Origin of the sequence: Stutzerimonas stutzeri, from assembly GCF_051028275.1 — a bacterium.
GTDB lineage: Bacteria > Pseudomonadota > Gammaproteobacteria > Pseudomonadales > Pseudomonadaceae > Stutzerimonas > Stutzerimonas stutzeri_AS.
In genome coordinates, this window is sequence record NZ_CP069269.1 from 2,311,507 (window position 1) to 2,327,659 (window position 16,153).

Consider the following 16,153-nt stretch of genomic DNA (forward strand, 5'->3'; position numbering starts at 1 on the left):
CGGTCTCCTATACCCGGCCCAGAGCGAAGCCCTTGGCGACGTGATTGCGGACGAACCAGATGACCAGCATGCCGGGCAGAATCGTCAGCACACCGGCGGCAGCCAAAACGCCCCAGTCAATTCCCGATGCCGAGACGGTTCGTGTCATCACCGAAACAATCGGCTTGGCATCAACCGAAGTCAGCGTGCGCGCCAGCAGCAGCTCGACCCAGGAAAACATGAAGCAGAAGAACGCCGTGACGCCAATGCCCGAACCAATCAGCGGAATGAAAAGCTTCACGAAGAATTTCGGAAAGCTATAGCCGTCAATATACGCCGTTTCGTCGATTTCCTTGGGCACACCGGACATGAACCCTTCGAGAATCCAGACAGCCAACGGCACGTTGAACAGGCAGTGCGCGAGCGCCACCGCGATATGAGTGTCGAACAACCCGATCGATGAGTACAGCTGAAAGAACGGCAACAGAAAAACCGCCGGTGGCGCCATCCGATTGGTCAGCAGCCAGAAGAATAGGTGTTTGTCACCGAGAAACCGAAACCGGGAAAAGGCGTAGGCGGCCGGTAGCGCGACTGCCAGCGAAATGATTGTGTTAAGGCACACGTAATACAGCGAATTGATGTACCCGCTGTACCAGCTTCGGTCGGTAAAGATGACCTTGTAGTTATCCAGCGTGAATCCCTGCGGCCAGAGCGTCAGCCCACCAAGAATCTCCGTATTGCTCTTGAAAGACATGTTGACCAGCCAATAGATCGGCACCATCAGGAACAAGATGTAGGCGATCAGCACCACTCGCTTGCGCAGGTTCATCAGCGGACCCTCATTTTTGATCGCCATGGGTCATGGCCGTGTAGAACAACCAGGACACCAGCAGAATGATCAGGAAGTAGATCAGCGAGAACGCTGCCGCCGGGCCTAAATCGAACTGGCCGACCGCCATCTTGGTCAGGGTCTGGCTGAGGAAGGTCGTCGCATTGCCCGGCCCGCCACCGGTAAGCACGAAGGGCTCGGTATAGATCATGAAGCTGTCCATGAAGCGCAGCATCACGGCGATCAGCAGCACGCTCTTGAGCTTTGGCAGCTGTATATAGCGGAACACAGCCCAGCTCGATGCCCTGTCGATGCGAGCCGCCTGGTAATAGGCGTCCGGGATGGCCCGCAGGCCCGAGTAGCACAGCAACGCGACCAATGAGGTCCAGTGCCAGACGTCCATTACCAGTACGGTCAGCCAGGCGTCGCGTGTGTTCGATGCGTAGTTGTAGCTGATGCCCAGCTCGCGGAGGCTGTAACCCAGCAAGCCAATATCCGCACGCCCAAAGATCTGCCAGATGGTTCCCACGACGTTCCATGGAATCAACAGCGGTATCGCCATCACAATCAGGCATAGCGATGCCCAGCGGCCACGGGTCGGCATCGCCAGCGCAACCGCGATCCCAAGCGGGACCTCGATCAACAGTACGCAGCCTGAGAAGATGAACTGCCGCACCAGTGAATCGTGCAGCCGTGGATCGTGGAGGATCTGCCGGTACCAGTCCGCCCCAACGAAGAACCGCGTCGAAGCGTCGAAGATGTCCTGCACGGAATAGTTCACCACAGTCATCATCGGCAGGATGGCACTAAAGGCGACGAGCAGAAAAACCGGCAGGACCAGCCACCAGGCACGGTTGTCATGGGTCTTGATCATCGCAGCTCCTCCACCAGTCGATCGTCGGCATAGAGCATCAGCCACTGCGCCGGAAAGCCCACCCAGGCTTCCCCTTCCGGGATCGATTGATCCTCAGGTACGCGCGCCTTGATCAGGTGGCCTTGGAGGCGAAGCGTGAGAATCTTGTACGTGCCCAGGTCCTCGACTCGAACTGTCTCGGCCTGCATCCCGCCCGCGCCCGGCTCTTCGCTGACCTGAACAAACTCAGGCCTGATGCCAATCTGCAGACGACTTGCGGCCAATCCCGGCAGCCGTGCAGCCAGCGCACCGGGTAGCGGCAGACGCAGATCACCGAATACGACCCCGCCTTCCAGGGCATCGACCTCGATCAGATTCATCCCCGGGCTGCCCACGAAATAACCAACAAAGGTGTGCTGTGGCCGCTCGAATAATTCGCGCGGCGTGCCGAACTGGACGATCTGGCCGCCATACATCACCGCAATCTTGTCAGCGAAGGTCGAGGCCTCCAGCTGGTCATGCGTGACGTAGATCATGGTGATGTTGAACTGCTCATGGATCTGCTTGAGCTTGCGCCGCAGCTTCCATTTGAGGTGAGGATCGATAACGGTAAGCGGTTCGTCGAAAAGGATGGCCGACACGTCGTCCCTCACGAGTCCACGGCCCATGGAAACCTTCTGCTTCTCGTCGGCGGTCAGGTTGTGAGCCTTTCGTTTGAGCAGCGGATGGAGGTCGAGCACCTCGGCAATTTCATGCACCTTGCTGGTAATCCGCGCCTCAGCGATGCCTTGATTGCGCAGCGGGAAGGCCAGGTTGTCGAAGACGGTCATGGTGTCGTAGACGACAGGGAACTGAAAAACCTGGGCGATATTGCGTTGCTCCGGCGTCAGCGTGTTCACCTTGCGGGTATCGAACAGCACCTCGCCCTCGGACGGGCTAAGCAATCCCGAAATGATGTTGAGCAGGGTCGACTTGCCACACCCAGAAGGACCCAGCAGCGCGTAAGCACCTCCCTGCTCCCACACATGGTCCATCTCACGGATCGCATAATCGGCAGGGCCGTGCGGCTGGCTGTTATAGCTGTGCGCAAGATTCTGCAAACGAATTTCTGCCATTACGATGCCCCTCAGGCACGTCGAACCGGCGCCTGGGCCAGCCGGCCAGAGGCATCGAAAACGAATAATTTGTGGGTCGGAATGTAGACGCGGATTGCCGAATCGACGTGATACTCGTGAACGCCCTGCAGGTGCAGAACCAGGCTGAGGTGTTCATTGCGCACGTGTAGAAAGGTTTCCGAGCCGCTGATTTCTGCCAGCTCGACAAGGCCCGAGACTTCCAGGTCATCGTCGTTGGACGGCACCAGACCGATATGACTAGGCCGAATCCCGAATCGATACTCGCCTTTGTCCAATCCACTCAGATCGGTGTTGAGCGGGAAATGCATGCAGTCGCGGAAACTGACTTCATTCGCGGCGATTCGCCCGTGCAACAGATTGATGGGCGGCTCCGAGAACAACTCGGCACTGAGCACTTGGCTGGGGCGGTGATAGACCTCGGGCGTCGGCCCGCTCTGTATCACCCGGCCCTCATGCAGGACGGTTACTGTTCCGCCTAGCGCCAACGCTTCGTTCGGCTCGGTGGTCGCGTATACAGCGATGCTGCGGCGAGTTTTGAACAGCTCACGCATTTCCTGGCGGAGCTCTTCGCGCAATTTGTAATCGAGGTTGACCAGCGGCTCGTCGAACAGGACCAGATCTGCGTCCTTGACCAAAGCCCGAGCCATTGCAGTACGTTGCTGCTGTCCCCCAGAGAGTTCCAGCGGATGTTTTTGCAGCAGGGCTTCAATGTGCAACATCTCGGCGGTTTCACGCACCTTGCGCTCTATCTCCGCGTTACCGACACCGGCCTGTCGCAACGGTGAGGCGACGTTCTCGTAAACGGTCAGCGTCGGGTAGTTGATGAACTGCTGGTACACCATTGACACGTTGCGCTTGCGCACTGGCACCCCGGTTACATCGGTGCCGTTCATCAAAACGCGGCCCCGAGTCGGCTTGTCGAGACCCGCCATGAGCCGCATCAGCGAGGTCTTGCCTGACAGGGTCCGACCGATCAGTACATTGAACGAGCCGGGTTCGAAACTGAGGCTGGCGTCGTCGATATGCAGCTGGCCATCGACGGTCTTGGTGACGTGTTCCAGGGTGAGGGACATGCCGCATCCTTCTAGTTGTTATGGAAGGATGCTGAGCGATAACCGTGCCAGCTTCGCTAGATCGCTCTAGCACGTGGGCCGCAGCAACAGGCCGCTGTTGTTAAGTGTTCAAAATGAACAGTACTGAACATTGACAGTGAACAAAAATGAACAAGACTGTTCATGGCACCGACCACGAAAAGCACCAGAACTACAATAATGTGCAGCGATAGAGAGGCTACATGCCAAGCCCAGCCCCGCTCATCTCGCATCAGGCCTTGGTAGAAGGCTCCTGGAGCCGTTGCGAACGTTACGGACTGAACCCGCTCAGCATCCCCAGCTTCGGCGACCCACCGGAGAAGGTCGTGAAGGAATTGCTGGAACGCCAACGCAACCTGGTCCAGACAACGCAGCGCGAAGTACTTCCTTACTACGAAAACATCCTTTCGAATTCGAGCTGCCTGATCCTGCTGGCGGACAGTGCCGGTCAGTTGCTCGAATCCTGGGGTGACCGACGATTCGTCGAGCCCGCGCAGCTGCGCGGATTCAAGCCGGGCGCCAGCTGGATGGAACGAGACACCGGAACCAACGCGATTGGCACTGCACTGGCCAGCGGGCAGGCCGTGCATATCCAACGCGACGAGCATTACCTCAAGGCCAACCGCTATCTGTCCGGCGCAGCCTCGCCCATTTACGACGCGCAACGCCAGCTGATCGCTGTGCTCGACGTCTCCAGCGACAGCTACCTGCCACCCTCTCATACGCTGGGCATGGTCAAGATGATGAGCCAATCGGTAGAAAACAGGCTGATCCTCAACCTCCTACGCGACGACTATTTCCAACTCACGTTCAATACAGGCCAGGACAATCTCGATAGCCAGTGGGCCGGTTTGTTGGTTTTTGACGAGTCCGGGCTGATCGTTTCAGCCAATCGGCGCGCAGACAATCTGCTTGGTGTGGCATTTACCCAGAGCAGCATTGAGGGATTGTTTGACGTCCCGCTGCAGCAGCTGCTCAGTCATCCGGAAGATCAGCCCTTGCTCCTGCGGACCACCGGAAATCACCGCTTTCATGGACTGGTTCGACGCCCGCAGAAGCCACGTATCCAGCCCCGTGACTGTCGGACGGCAGCGACCAAGCCGAAACTCGCCATTGACTTAACACGCATCGATCGAGGCGACCCGCAGGTCCGCAAAGTTATTCGCCAGGCTCAACTCATGCTGGAGAAGGACATTCCGGTTCTAGTGAGCGGCGAAACAGGGGTTGGCAAAGAGGTGCTGGTCAAGGCGTTGCACGCCGCAAGCTCCCGATCGAACGCCCCGTTGATCGCTGTGAATTGTGCAGCGATTCCCAGCGAGTTGATCGAATCCGAACTCTTCGGCTACGAGAAAGGCGCCTTCACCGGCGCACACCACAAAGGCAGCCTTGGCCTCATTCGCAAAGCGGACGGTGGGGTGCTGTTTCTCGACGAAATCGGGGAAATGCCGCTGGGCTTGCAGGCCCGTCTGTTGCGCGTCTTGCAGGAGCGCAGCGTACAGCCGCTGGGGGGTGGTGAGCCCTATCGAGTCGACTTTCGATTGATTTGCGCGACCAACCGTTCGCTACGGCAGGAAGTAGAGCGTGGTCGTTTCCGTCAGGACCTGTTCTACCGGGTCAGTGGCCTTAACATCGAGTTGCCGCCGCTTAGAGCCCGTTCCGACAAGCATGCCCTTTTCCAGCAGGTCTGGGAGCAGCACCGAGAACCTCAGCAGTGGGCCGGACTAAGTTCGGAAGTGCTGCGACTGTTTGAGGCTCACCCTTGGCCAGGTAACGTCCGCCAATTGAGCAGCGTCATGCAGGTCGCATTGGCCCTGGCACAGGACCACCCAATCCGACTGGAGCATCTGCCAGGAGATTTCATCGCGGATGCAAGCGGTGGGCTGGCACCCCACGACGACATCGAGGCATATGAAGTAGCGGCAGGTAAGACGTTGCCATTCCCTTCGCCTGGAGATGGGCCGCTCAAGGCCCAATTCGAGGCCTGTCACGGTAACGTATCGCACTTGGCCCGGCATCTCGGTGTAAGCCGAAACACCCTGTATAAACGCTTGCGTGCCGAAGGGCTTTATCCGGCTTGAGCTCGCTGGAACGAGCCGGCTTTCGCAAAGATGTACCAGCAGTCTAGCCAGGGGGGCATAGCAATCGCGGATTATACCGGCTCCAATAAAAAGGCCACGCTTCAGGCTGGAAAGACCTGAAGCGTGGCCTTTGACAGACAGTGCTCGCTATTCGCTAAGCCGCCAGGTCGTGCCGCCCTTTCCATCTTCAAGCACAACACCCATGGCGGTCAGCTGGTCACGAATCCGGTCGGATTCCGCCCAATTCTTATCGGCGCGAGCCTGAAGGCGCGCAGCAATCAGCGCTTCCACTTCGGCGGCATCAACTTTGCCTTCGGCCCCGGCTTGCAAGAAGGCGTCCGGGTCCATCTGCAATATGCCGAGCGCGCTGCTCAGCTCTTTGAGCCGTGCAGCCAGGCAAGCGGCTTGCGGCAAATCCGTATCACGTAGGCGGTTGATCTCGCGAACCATTTCAAACAGGACCGCACAGGCTTCGGGCGAATTGAAGTCATCATCCATTGCCTCGCCGAAGCGGGCCACGAATGTATCGCCACCCTGGGCAGTCACTTCCGGCAGGCCCCTGAGCGCGGTATAGAAGCGCTCAAGGGCGCCCTTGGCTTCTTTCAGACTGTCTTCGGAATAATTAATCGGGCTGCGGTAGTGGCTCGATACGAGCAGGTAGCGCACCACTTCCGGCGGGTATTTCTCCAGCACCTCGCGAATCGTGAAGAAGTTGCCCAGCGACTTGGACATCTTCTCACCGTCGACCCGAACGGCACCCGCATGCATCCACGCATTCGCGTACTGCTTGCCGGTTGCCGCTTCACTCTGGGCGATCTCGTTCTCGTGATGCGGGAATACCAAGTCAGGACCACCGCCATGGATATCGAATGTCTCACCCAGGCAGCAGGTGGACATGACCGAGCATTCGATATGCCAACCCGGACGCCCCGCTCCCCACGGCGATTCCCAGCTCGGCTCGCCCGGCTTGGCAGCCTTCCAGAGCACGAAATCCAGCGGGTCCTCTTTAGCCTCGTCAACCTCGATGCGAGCGCCGATTTTGAGGTCTTCGATCTTGCGACGCGAAAGCTTGCCGTAGCCGGCGAACCTTCCGACTCGGTAGTACACGTCGCCGTTGCCCGGCGCGTAGGCAAAACCCTTGTCGATCAGCGTCTGGATCATTTGGTGCATACCGGCGATGTGATCCGTGGCGCGCGGCTCGATGTCCGGCCGCAGCACGTTGAGCCGTGCCTCGTCCTCATGCATCGCAGCAATCATGCGCCCGGTCAAGGCCTCGAACGTCTCACCGTTCTCCTGGGCGCGGCGGATGATCTTGTCATCGATGTCGGTAATGTTACGCACGTAGGTGAGCTCGTAGCCCCGTTGGCGCAACCAGCGCGATACGACGTCGAACGCCACCATGACCCGTGCGTGACCGATATGGCAGAAGTCATAGACCGTCATGCCGCAAACGTACATGCGCACCTGATTACCGATCAGAGGCTTGAGCGGCTCCTTGGTTTTACTCAGCGTGTTGTAGATCTCCAGCGCCATTACTGGCCTCCCCAGGAATCACGCAGCGTCACGGTACGGTTGAACACCAGCGCATCCGGCTGGCTGTCTTTGCGGTCGACGCAGAAATAGCCTTCGCGCTCGAACTGGAAGCGATCCTCTGCTTCAGCAGAGGCCAACGATGGCTCGGCGCGGCAGCCCTTTAGCACTACCAGTGACTCTGGATTGATGTTGTCCAGGAAGCTGCCACCATCTTCGTCCTTTTCGGGGTTGGCCGAGCGGAACAGCCGGTCGTACAAACGCACCTCGCATTCGACGCTTTCGGCAGCCGGAACCCAGTGAATGACGCCTTTGACCTTGCGACCCTCCGGGTTCTTGCCCAGCGTATTTTCGTCGTAGGAACAGCGCAGCTCGACAATGTTGCCGTGCTCGTCCTTGACCGCTTCATCGGCACGGACCACATAGCTGCCACGCAGACGCACTTCGCCGCCGGGTATCAGGCGCTTGAACCCGGCCGGCGGAACCTCTTCAAAATCGGTAGCGTCGATGTAGATTTCACGTGAGAACGGCAGCTGACGTACGCCCATGTCCTGCTTCGGATGACGAGGCAGTTCGAGCATCTCCGTCTGCTCCGCGGGATAATTGGTGATGACCACTTTCAGAGGCTTGAGAACGCACATGGCGCGCGGCGCGTTGGCATCCAGATCCTCGCGAATGGCGAACTCCAGCATTCCCACGTCCACCACACCGCCGGCACGATTGACGCCGATCATGTCGCAGAACGTGCGGATAGAAGCCGGCGTGTAGCCGCGACGGCGATATCCGCTGAGCGTCGACATGCGCGGGTCATCCCAGCCAATAACGTGCTTTTCATCCACCAGCTGCTTGAGCTTGCGCTTGCTGGTGATGGTGTAATTCAGGTTGAGACGCGCGAATTCGTACTGGCGCGGACGTGCCGGAACCGGAAGGTGCTCCAGGAACCACTCGTAGAGCGGGCGGTGGTCTTCGAATTCAAGGGTACAGATCGAGTGAGTAACGCCTTCGATGGCATCCGACTGGCCGTGCGTGAAGTCGTAGCTCGGGTAGATGCACCACTCGTTGCCAGTCTGGTGGTGATGCGCATGGCGAATCCGATAGAGAATCGGATCGCGCAGGTTCATGTTCGGCGAGGCCATGTCGATCTTGGCGCGGAGTGCCTTTGCGCCATCGGGAAACTCACCAGCTTTCATCCTCGCGAACAGATCCAGGTTTTCGTCGACCGAACGATCGCGGAACGGACTGTTCTTGCCTGGTTCGGTCAGGCTGCCGCGGTACTCTCGGGCCTGCTCGGGGGTCAGGTCGCAGACGTAAGCCTTCCCAGCCTTGATCAGCTCGATGGCCCAGTCATGCAGCTGCGGAAAATAGTTGGAGGCATACCGCTCCTCCCCTGCCCACTCAAAGCCAAGCCACTGAACATCGCTTTTGATCGCATCGATGTATTCCTGGTCTTCTTTCGCCGGGTTGGTGTCATCGAAGCGAAGATTGCACTCACCGCCAAACTCCTTGGCCAGGCCGAAGTTCAGGCAGATCGATTTGGCGTGGCCGATGTGCAGATAACCGTTGGGCTCAGGCGGAAAGCGCGTGACGATCCTGGCATGCTTACCTGATTCCAGGTCGGCCTGGACGATCGGGCGGAGAAAATTGGTGGCTGCGGTAGTCTCAGGCTTGCTCATGGTGTCCTTAACGATCTGCGAGTGTGCGGCTCAGAGAGGCTTACAAAATAGTGAGCGATGGCCAGGCGAGGCGAAACCAGTCGAAAAACGGAATGTACAGTTAATACATGAGCATTTTGAGACTGGTTTCAACGCGGCATAGCCGAGCGCAGTAACTTGTAAACCTCTCGCAGGGTAGGCCGGCCAAATCAAAGCGCCTATCATAGCGGACCCGTCAACCCCCTGACAGAGTAATGCGCCTGCCGTATCGCTCTGCAGCGGTCAAAATTCAATTACCGCGCCGTCAGCGATGCCGATGCGGTTCCCCGCCATCACAGGAAGGCTTTCAATGATCAAATTGCACACCAACCACGGCGTAATCACAGTCAATCTATTTGAAGACAAAGCGCCGGAAACCGTCGCAAACTTCAAGGAATACGTGAAAAGCGGTCACTATGACGGCACTGTCTTTCACCGGGTCATCAGCAACTTCATGATCCAGGGTGGTGGCTTCGAGCCAGGCATGAAGCAGAAAGCCACGCGCGGCCAGATCAAGAATGAGGCCAACAACGGGCTTTCCAACAAGACCGGAACACTGGCCATGGCACGCACCATGGAGCCGCATTCAGCGTCCGCTCAGTTTTTCATCAACGTCAAAGACAACGATTTCCTCGACCACACAGCACCAACCGTTCAAGGCTGGGGTTACGCAGTGTTCGGTGAAGTGGTCGAAGGCATGGACGTGGTCGAGAAGATCAAGGGCGTGCCCACCACGATGAAGTCGGGCCACCAGGACGTTCCGGTGGAAGATGTGGTGATCGAGAAAGCCGAAATCGTCGAGTAACTGCATTGATCCTGCTGATCTCCGACCTGCACCTTGAAGAAAAACGCCCGGACATCACCCGGGCGTTTCTTCATTTTCTCGAGACTCGTGCGACACGCGCAGAAGCGTTTTACATCCTCGGCGATTTCTTCGAGGTATGGGTAGGCGATGATGGCATGACCCCCTTCCAGCACGAGATAGCGCACGCATTGAGAAATCTGGCTGAGCATGGAACACGCGTATTCCTGATGCATGGCAACCGCGACTTCATGATAGGCAAGGCGTTCTGCCGCGAGGCTGGGTGCACGCTGCTCGCTGATCCGCATGTGGCGCAGTTCGGTAAAGAACGTGTGCTGCTTATGCATGGTGATAGCCTGTGCACACGTGACGAGGGCTACATGCGGTTACGCCGCTGGCTGCGTAACCCGGTAAGCCTGTTCATTCTTCATAATCTCCCGCTCGCCAAGCGTCAGAAGCTGGCACAGAAACTACGGTCAAGCAGCAAAGAAGAGACACGCATGAAAGCCAGCGACATCGTCGACGTAACGCCAGACGAAGTCCTGAGGGTCATGCAACGCCATAAGGTTCGCTTGTTGGTCCATGGCCACACCCACCGGCCCGCAACCCATTCAATGCAGATTGATGGTCAACCCGCCACGCGCATCGTGCTGGGTGATTGGGATCGCCAGGGCTGGGCATTGCAGGTCGACGACTCTGGTTTCCACCAGGCTCCGTTCGAGCTGAACTGATCCGTCAGGAGGCGCTCGGTACGCCGCTGTGAAAGCGAAATTCACTGTCCGGGCTTTCGATCAGCTCGCGCTCACGTTCACGCACCCGGATGATCGTCGCCTCGATATCCGCTGCCTCCCCATATTGAAACGCCAGCTTGAGATAGTCCTGAAAGTGACGTGCCTCTGACTTCAAGAGCCCGTGGTAGAAGCGTCCGAGCTCATCATCCAGATGCGGTACCAGCATGGCGAAACGTTCGCACGAACGTGCCTCGATAAACGCACCGATCACCAGGGTATCGGTGAGTCGGTAAGGCTCACGGTTGCGTACCAATTCACGCAGCCCAGCGGCATAGCGGGATGAGCCGATGTTGCGAAGACTGATCTCACGCTTGCGGATGACCGAGAGCACTTGCTCGAAGTGACGTAGCTCCTCTCTGGCCAGACGCGACATCTTGTTTTGCAGATCCGGCAAGTCGACGTAGCGAAACATCAGCTGGAAAGCGGTGCCAGCGGCTTTCTTCTCACAGTTGCCGTGATCGATCAGCATCACATCCTGGTTCAGCAGCGCAACGTCGACCCATGCCGAAGGTGTCGCACAGCCAAGAAATTCATTCAGTTCGGGGAGCATGAGGTCTTGAGATTTCATGAGGGAAAGAGAGCGACGACAAGCACGAATGCATTCGGCCGCCGCGCATTATACGAGCCCGCGACCAGAGGGCCAGTGCAGCTTGCTATGGATCAGTGGCCGGCAAGACGCCCGTGCCTATATTGAACGCAGCCAATCATGCAAACGGAGCCGATCATGCAAGCCATTCGCACCATCCTCGTGGTAGTCGATCCGAAACGTTCAGAAAATCTTGCGCTGAAGAGAGCACGATTGATTTCCAGTGTCAGCCAGTCCCGGTTGCACGTGCTGGTATGCGATACCAAACAGGATCACAGCAGCTACCTTGAACGTCTGCGTGCGGACCTCGAGGATCACGGCCATGTCGTGAGCACTCAGCAGGCATGGCATGAAAACCTGCACCAAACCATCGTCACGGTTCAACAGTCGGAAGGCTGTGGATTGGTGATAAAGCAGCATATTGCTGAAAATCCGGTGAAGCGCGCCCTGCTGACGCCTGAAGATTGGAAACTCCTTCGTTACTGCCCTTGCCCAGTGCTTATGGTCAAAACCGAAGCACCATGGACCGGCGGCAATATCCTGGCCGCTGTAGACGTAGGCAATGCAGACATAGAGCACCGCACGCTGCACGCCAGCATAGTCAGTCACGGCTACCAGATCGCTTCGCTTGCGAGCGGCACACTACACATCATCAGCGCCCACCCGTCGGCAATGCTATCCACTGCTGACCCAGCGTTTCAGTTGAACGAAACCATCGAGGCGCGATACCGCAACGCCTGCCGGCAGTTCCAGGCCGAGTTCGATATCCCTGATGCTCAACTTCACATCGAAGAAGGCCCAGCGGACGTGCTGATCCCTCGCGCTTGCCATCAGCTCCGAGCCGTCGTCACAGTTATCGGCACCGTCGCTCGGACGGGGCTATCCGGCGCCTTGATGGGAAACACCGCCGAGGTAGTGCTCGACACGCTCGAAAGCGATGTGTTGGTCCTCAAGCCAGACGACATCATTGACCATCTGGAGGAGCTTGTCGCTCGGCGCTGATGTCAACGAGCGCTGGGAACTCGGCCCCGAGGTCCGCGTTGGCAGGACACTACTGCTCCATATCTTCAAGAAAGCGAGGCGCGATATAACGCTGATAGTGAGCTTCGGACAGGAGAAAGAATTCCCGATCGATCGCATCGCGCAGCTCAGGCAAGGTCCAATCGCGAAATTCCGGCAGCAGGACCACCCCATATGCTTCGAGCTGCTGAATCACCCGCGCGCCCCGAGCAATCAGCTGATAAGCCCAGCAGTATGGTGACTGGTCCGCCACAAAACGAATCTGTCGACTTTCCAGCTGATGCCGTAGTAATGGCGCGTCGAAAACCTCCAGCTTCGCCGCCATCACCTGCGCGAGCAGCACCTCCAGGCGGTGCCAGACCGAGCGCTTTCCCTCTTCGCTGTAGCCGTTCCAGTTCACGACCTCGTGATGAAAGCGCTTGCAACCACGGCATACCAGATCGCCATAAACGGTCGAGCAAAGGCCTACGCAAGGTGTTTTGATTCGCTGATTGGACATGACAGACGACGGGCCAAAGAACAGCGGCTCATCTTAGACTTTTGTCCAAGCCGGGTCACTCAACAATCCGTGTGAGCATCCAAACACCTGCGCCGAAGCCCGCAGCATAAGGGGCTCAGCTGCGGGCGGGGACTTACCGGCAAAAGGACTTAGGTCAGCTGTGACTGGGCTTTCGCTTAACTTTCCAAGGCCTTTCCAGTAGACTCGCTCCGCCGTTTTAGGCGACACAATCCGTAAGAAGCTGTTTTCAAAGCGTCACGAGCACAGTTAACCGGTCTTCAACGGATGCGCAGATCCCTCTCTCCTGCGCATCCGCTATCCCACCGGCGTAAAACTTTGAAAACAGCTTCCGGATGCGCGTCCCGAAACATCCAGGGGACCAATGATGAGGGTATATAACTGTGCTTGAAGCCTATCGCAAACACGTAGAAGAGCGTGCCGCCCAGGGCGTCGTGCCCCAGCCGCTTAACGCCGAGCAGACCGCAGGCCTGGTCGAGCTTCTGAAAAACCCGCCGGCCGGCGAAGAGCAATTCCTCCTCGACCTGATCACCAACCGCGTTCCAGCGGGCGTCGACGAAGCAGCCTACGTCAAGGCTGGCTTCTTGGCAGCTGTCGCCAAGGGCGAAGCCTCCTCCCCGCTGATCAGCAAGCAGCACGCTGTTGAACTGCTAGGCACCATGCAGGGCGGCTACAACATCGTCACGCTGGTCGAACTGCTCGATGACCCGGAATTGTCTGACACCACTGCAAAGCAGCTGAAGCACACCCTGCTGATGTTCGATGCATTCCATGACGTCGCAGAAAAAGCCAAGGCAGGCAATGCCAACGCGAAAGCCGTCCTCCAGTCCTGGGCTGAAGGCGAATGGTTCAAGAATCGCGCACCGGTTGCCGAAAAGGTCACCCTGACCGTGTTCAAGGTGCCTGGCGAAACCAACACCGACGACCTGTCACCCGCACCCGACGCCTGGTCGCGCCCGGACATCCCCCTGCACGCCCTGGCGATGCTGAAAATGGCTCGCGACGGCATCAACCCCGACGTTCCTGGCTCGGTTGGCCCGCTCAAGCAGATGGAAGAGCTGGCGGCCAAGGGCTTCCCAGTGGCCTATGTGGGCGACGTAGTGGGTACTGGTTCTTCGCGTAAATCGGCTACCAACTCGGTACTCTGGTTCTTCGGCGATGACATCCCGAACGTGCCCAACAAGCGCGCTGGTGGCTTCTGCTTCGGTACAAAGATCGCTCCAATCTTCTACAACACCATGGAAGATGCCGGCGCATTGCCGATCGAGTTCGATTGCTCGGACCTGGCAATGGGCGACGTGATCGACGTCTACCCGTACAAAGGCGAAGTTCGCCGTCACGGTAGCGATGAGCTGGTTACCACCTTCCAGCTGAAGACTGACGTTCTGCTCGACGAAGTCCGCGCCGGCGGCCGTATCCCACTGATCATTGGTCGTGGCCTGACCGAGAAGGCGCGCGCCGAACTAGGCATGGGCCCATCCGATCTGTTCAAAAAGCCGGAAGCACCTGCCGAGAGCAACAAAGGCTTTACCCTTGCGCAGAAGATGGTCGGTCGCGCCTGCGGTCTGCCGGAAGGCAAAGGCGTCCGCCCGGGCACCTATTGCGAACCGAAGATGACCACCGTCGGTTCCCAGGACACCACTGGCCCGATGACCCGCGACGAGCTGAAAGACCTGGCTTGCCTCGGCTTCTCCGCCGATCTAGTGATGCAGTCCTTCTGCCACACCGCAGCCTATCCGAAGCCGATCGACGTCACTACGCACCACACCCTGCCAGATTTCATCATGACCCGCGGTGGTGTTTCTCTGCGTCCGGGTGACGGCATCATCCATAGCTGGCTCAACCGTATGCTGCTGCCCGATACCGTCGGTACCGGTGGTGACTCGCATACCCGCTTCCCAATGGGCATCTCCTTCCCAGCCGGCTCCGGTCTGGTCGCGTTCGCAGCTGCTACTGGTGTCATGCCGCTGGATATGCCGGAATCGGTACTGGTTCGCTTCAAGGGCAAGATGCAGCCTGGTATCACGCTGCGCGACCTGGTTCATGCGATCCCCTACTACGCCATCCAGAAGGGTCTGCTGACCGTCGAGAAGAAGGGCAAGAAGAACATCTTCTCTGGCCGTATTCTCGAGATCGAAGGCCTGAACGACCTGACCGTTGAGCAAGCCTTCGAGCTGTCCGACGCCTCAGCAGAGCGCTCTGCAGCGGGCTGCACCATCAAGCTGCCAGAAGCCGCAATCGCCGAGTACCTGCAGTCGAACATCACCCTGCTGCGCTGGATGATCAGCGAAGGCTATGGCGATGCTCGTACACTGGAGCGCCGCGCGCAGGCCATGGAAGCCTGGCTGGCCAAGCCGGAGCTGCTGGCTGCCGATGCGGATGCCGAGTACGCCGAAATCATCGAAATCGACCTGTCCGAAGTCACCGAGCCGGTTCTCTGCGCACCGAACGATCCGGACGATGCTCGCCTGCTCTCAAGCGTTCAGGGTGAGAAGATCGATGAAGTCTTTATCGGTTCGTGCATGACCAACATCGGTCACTTCCGCGCTGCTGGCAAGCTGCTCGACAAGGTTGAAGGCTCTCTGCCCACTCGCCTGTGGCTGTCGCCGCCAACGAAGATGGACCAGCATCAGCTGACCGAGGAAGGCTACTACGGCATCTACAGCCGCGCCGGTGCCCGCCTGGAAATGCCGGGCTGCTCGCTCTGCATGGGCAACCAGGCCCGCGTAGAAACAGGCTCGACCGTGGTCTCTACGTCGACCCGCAACTTCCCGAACCGCCTCGGTGACGCGACGAACGTGTACCTGGCGTCAGCTGAGCTGGCATCCGTAGCCTCGATTCTGGGTCGCCTGCCGACCGTAGAGGAATACATGGTTTATGCCGCTCAGATCGACACCATGGCAGCTGACGTATACCGTTACCTGAGCTTCGATCAAATTGCCGAGTTCCGCGAGTCTGCGGCCAAGGCCAAGATCGATGTGGTTGCGGTTTGAGGAAGCAATGAACTAGCCCGCCTCTCCAGCTGCCATGCAGCTGGACGAAGTACAGGCTGACAAGGTGAACGCCCCGACTGGTTCGGGGCGTTTGCTTTTTCAGGCTGCAATACAACTGCAAGCCCAGCTATGCGACAATGCGCAGCTTAGTCTGGCAGCGGCCCCGCTTTACAGCCCGCTCCCCTTCGTGAATTCGTGCATCCGCCAACCGAATCCGCCGAGTCGACTCCAGCCAGAGCCGATGGCCGGACGGCTAT

Annotated in this window: 13 protein-coding genes; 5 read left to right on the top strand and 8 right to left on the bottom strand. The window is 58.4% G+C overall.

Going from position 1 to position 16,153, the window contains the following annotated elements; all coding sequences use genetic code 11:
- Positions 1-7: 7 nt before the first annotated feature.
- From JQR87_RS10575 to JQR87_RS10590, 4 genes are read right to left on the bottom strand one after another with little or no spacing between them, the layout of a single operon-like run.
- The gene (locus tag JQR87_RS10575; RefSeq protein WP_407297755.1) at positions 8-808 is read right to left on the bottom strand and encodes a carbohydrate ABC transporter permease; all 801 of its coding nucleotides are present in this window, start codon (positions 806-808) and stop codon (positions 8-10) included.
- Between the two features lie 10 nt (positions 809-818).
- Positions 819-1,682 (bottom strand): carbohydrate ABC transporter permease, encoded by an 864-nt coding sequence (locus JQR87_RS10580; RefSeq protein WP_407297386.1) that lies wholly within the window; start codon positions 1,680-1,682, stop codon positions 819-821.
- Positions 1,679-2,776 carry an ABC transporter ATP-binding protein gene (locus tag JQR87_RS10585; RefSeq protein WP_407297384.1) on the bottom strand — a complete coding sequence of 366 codons (1,098 nt, stop codon included), beginning with the start codon at positions 2,774-2,776 and terminating at the stop codon, positions 1,679-1,681. The genes JQR87_RS10580 and JQR87_RS10585 overlap by 4 nt, the downstream gene beginning before the upstream one ends.
- An 11-nt stretch (positions 2,777-2,787) precedes the next feature.
- A complete protein-coding gene (locus JQR87_RS10590) occupies positions 2,788-3,870 on the bottom strand; it encodes an ABC transporter ATP-binding protein (RefSeq protein ID WP_407297383.1) in 1,083 nt (360 codons plus the stop codon).
- A gap of 221 nt (positions 3,871-4,091) precedes the next feature.
- Between JQR87_RS10590 and JQR87_RS10595 the strand changes: the two genes are divergently transcribed.
- Entirely contained in the window at positions 4,092-5,966 is a 1,875-nt protein-coding gene (locus tag JQR87_RS10595; protein WP_407297381.1) for a sigma-54-dependent Fis family transcriptional regulator, read from the top strand.
- 147 nt (positions 5,967-6,113) lie between these two features.
- On the opposite strand, the gene cysS is transcribed toward JQR87_RS10595, so the two are convergent.
- Together cysS and JQR87_RS10605 are read right to left on the bottom strand one after the other, a co-directional pair.
- On the bottom strand, positions 6,114-7,499 hold the full coding sequence (gene cysS / locus JQR87_RS10600) for a cysteine--tRNA ligase (RefSeq protein ID WP_407297379.1): 1,386 nt from the start codon (positions 7,497-7,499) through the stop codon (positions 6,114-6,116).
- The gene (locus JQR87_RS10605; protein ID WP_407297377.1) at positions 7,499-9,169 is read right to left on the bottom strand and encodes a glutamine--tRNA ligase/YqeY domain fusion protein; all 1,671 of its coding nucleotides are present in this window, start codon (positions 9,167-9,169) and stop codon (positions 7,499-7,501) included. Before JQR87_RS10605 ends, cysS begins: the two co-directional genes overlap by 1 nt.
- Before the next feature lie 328 nt (positions 9,170-9,497).
- Here JQR87_RS10605 and JQR87_RS10610 point away from each other — a divergent pair, with 328 nt between their 5' ends.
- On the top strand, positions 9,498-9,992 hold the full coding sequence (locus JQR87_RS10610) for a peptidylprolyl isomerase (RefSeq protein ID WP_407297375.1): 495 nt from the start codon (positions 9,498-9,500) through the stop codon (positions 9,990-9,992).
- 5 nt (positions 9,993-9,997) lie between these two features.
- Positions 9,998-10,720 carry a UDP-2,3-diacylglucosamine diphosphatase gene (lpxH, locus tag JQR87_RS10615; RefSeq protein WP_407297373.1) on the top strand — a complete coding sequence of 241 codons (723 nt, stop codon included), beginning with the start codon at positions 9,998-10,000 and terminating at the stop codon, positions 10,718-10,720.
- A gap of 4 nt (positions 10,721-10,724) precedes the next feature.
- On the opposite strand, the gene JQR87_RS10620 is transcribed toward lpxH, so the two are convergent.
- A complete protein-coding gene (locus JQR87_RS10620) occupies positions 10,725-11,330 on the bottom strand; it encodes a tRNA-(ms[2]io[6]A)-hydroxylase (protein WP_407297371.1) in 606 nt (201 codons plus the stop codon).
- A 174-nt stretch (positions 11,331-11,504) separates the two neighbouring features.
- Here JQR87_RS10620 and JQR87_RS10625 point away from each other — a divergent pair, with 174 nt between their 5' ends.
- On the top strand, positions 11,505-12,368 hold the full coding sequence (locus JQR87_RS10625; protein WP_407297369.1) for a universal stress protein: 864 nt from the start codon (positions 11,505-11,507) through the stop codon (positions 12,366-12,368).
- A gap of 49 nt (positions 12,369-12,417) precedes the next feature.
- Here JQR87_RS10625 and JQR87_RS10630 read toward each other — a convergent pair whose 3' ends face one another.
- Positions 12,418-12,885 (bottom strand): DUF1289 domain-containing protein, encoded by a 468-nt coding sequence (locus tag JQR87_RS10630; RefSeq protein WP_407297368.1) that lies wholly within the window; start codon positions 12,883-12,885, stop codon positions 12,418-12,420.
- A gap of 401 nt (positions 12,886-13,286) precedes the next feature.
- On the opposite strand from JQR87_RS10630, the gene acnB reads away from it, so the two are divergent.
- Positions 13,287-15,896 carry a bifunctional aconitate hydratase 2/2-methylisocitrate dehydratase gene (gene acnB / locus JQR87_RS10635; protein ID WP_407297366.1) on the top strand — a complete coding sequence of 870 codons (2,610 nt, stop codon included), beginning with the start codon at positions 13,287-13,289 and terminating at the stop codon, positions 15,894-15,896.
- Positions 15,897-16,153: the final 257 nt, after the last annotated feature.

Bases quoted from the DNA above. Each gene is read 5' to 3' on its own strand.
- JQR87_RS10625 (WP_407297369.1), top strand. From the start codon at position 11,505: ATGCAAGCCATTCGCACCATCCTCGTGGTAGTCGATCCGAAACGTTCA.
- JQR87_RS10575 (WP_407297755.1), bottom strand. From the start codon at position 808: ATGAACCTGCGCAAGCGAGTGGTGCTGATCGCCTACATCTTGTTCCTG.
- JQR87_RS10630 (WP_407297368.1), bottom strand. From the start codon at position 12,885: ATGTCCAATCAGCGAATCAAAACACCTTGCGTAGGCCTTTGCTCGACC.
- JQR87_RS10620 (WP_407297371.1), bottom strand. From the start codon at position 11,330: ATGCTCCCCGAACTGAATGAATTTCTTGGCTGTGCGACACCTTCGGCA.
- JQR87_RS10590 (WP_407297383.1), bottom strand. From the start codon at position 3,870: ATGTCCCTCACCCTGGAACACGTCACCAAGACCGTCGATGGCCAGCTG.
- JQR87_RS10585 (WP_407297384.1), bottom strand. From the start codon at position 2,776: ATGGCAGAAATTCGTTTGCAGAATCTTGCGCACAGCTATAACAGCCAG.
- JQR87_RS10610 (WP_407297375.1), top strand. From the start codon at position 9,498: ATGATCAAATTGCACACCAACCACGGCGTAATCACAGTCAATCTATTT.
- JQR87_RS10580 (WP_407297386.1), bottom strand. From the start codon at position 1,682: ATGATCAAGACCCATGACAACCGTGCCTGGTGGCTGGTCCTGCCGGTT.
- JQR87_RS10595 (WP_407297381.1), top strand. From the start codon at position 4,092: ATGCCAAGCCCAGCCCCGCTCATCTCGCATCAGGCCTTGGTAGAAGGC.
- cysS (WP_407297379.1), bottom strand. From the start codon at position 7,499: ATGGCGCTGGAGATCTACAACACGCTGAGTAAAACCAAGGAGCCGCTC.
- JQR87_RS10605 (WP_407297377.1), bottom strand. From the start codon at position 9,169: ATGAGCAAGCCTGAGACTACCGCAGCCACCAATTTTCTCCGCCCGATC.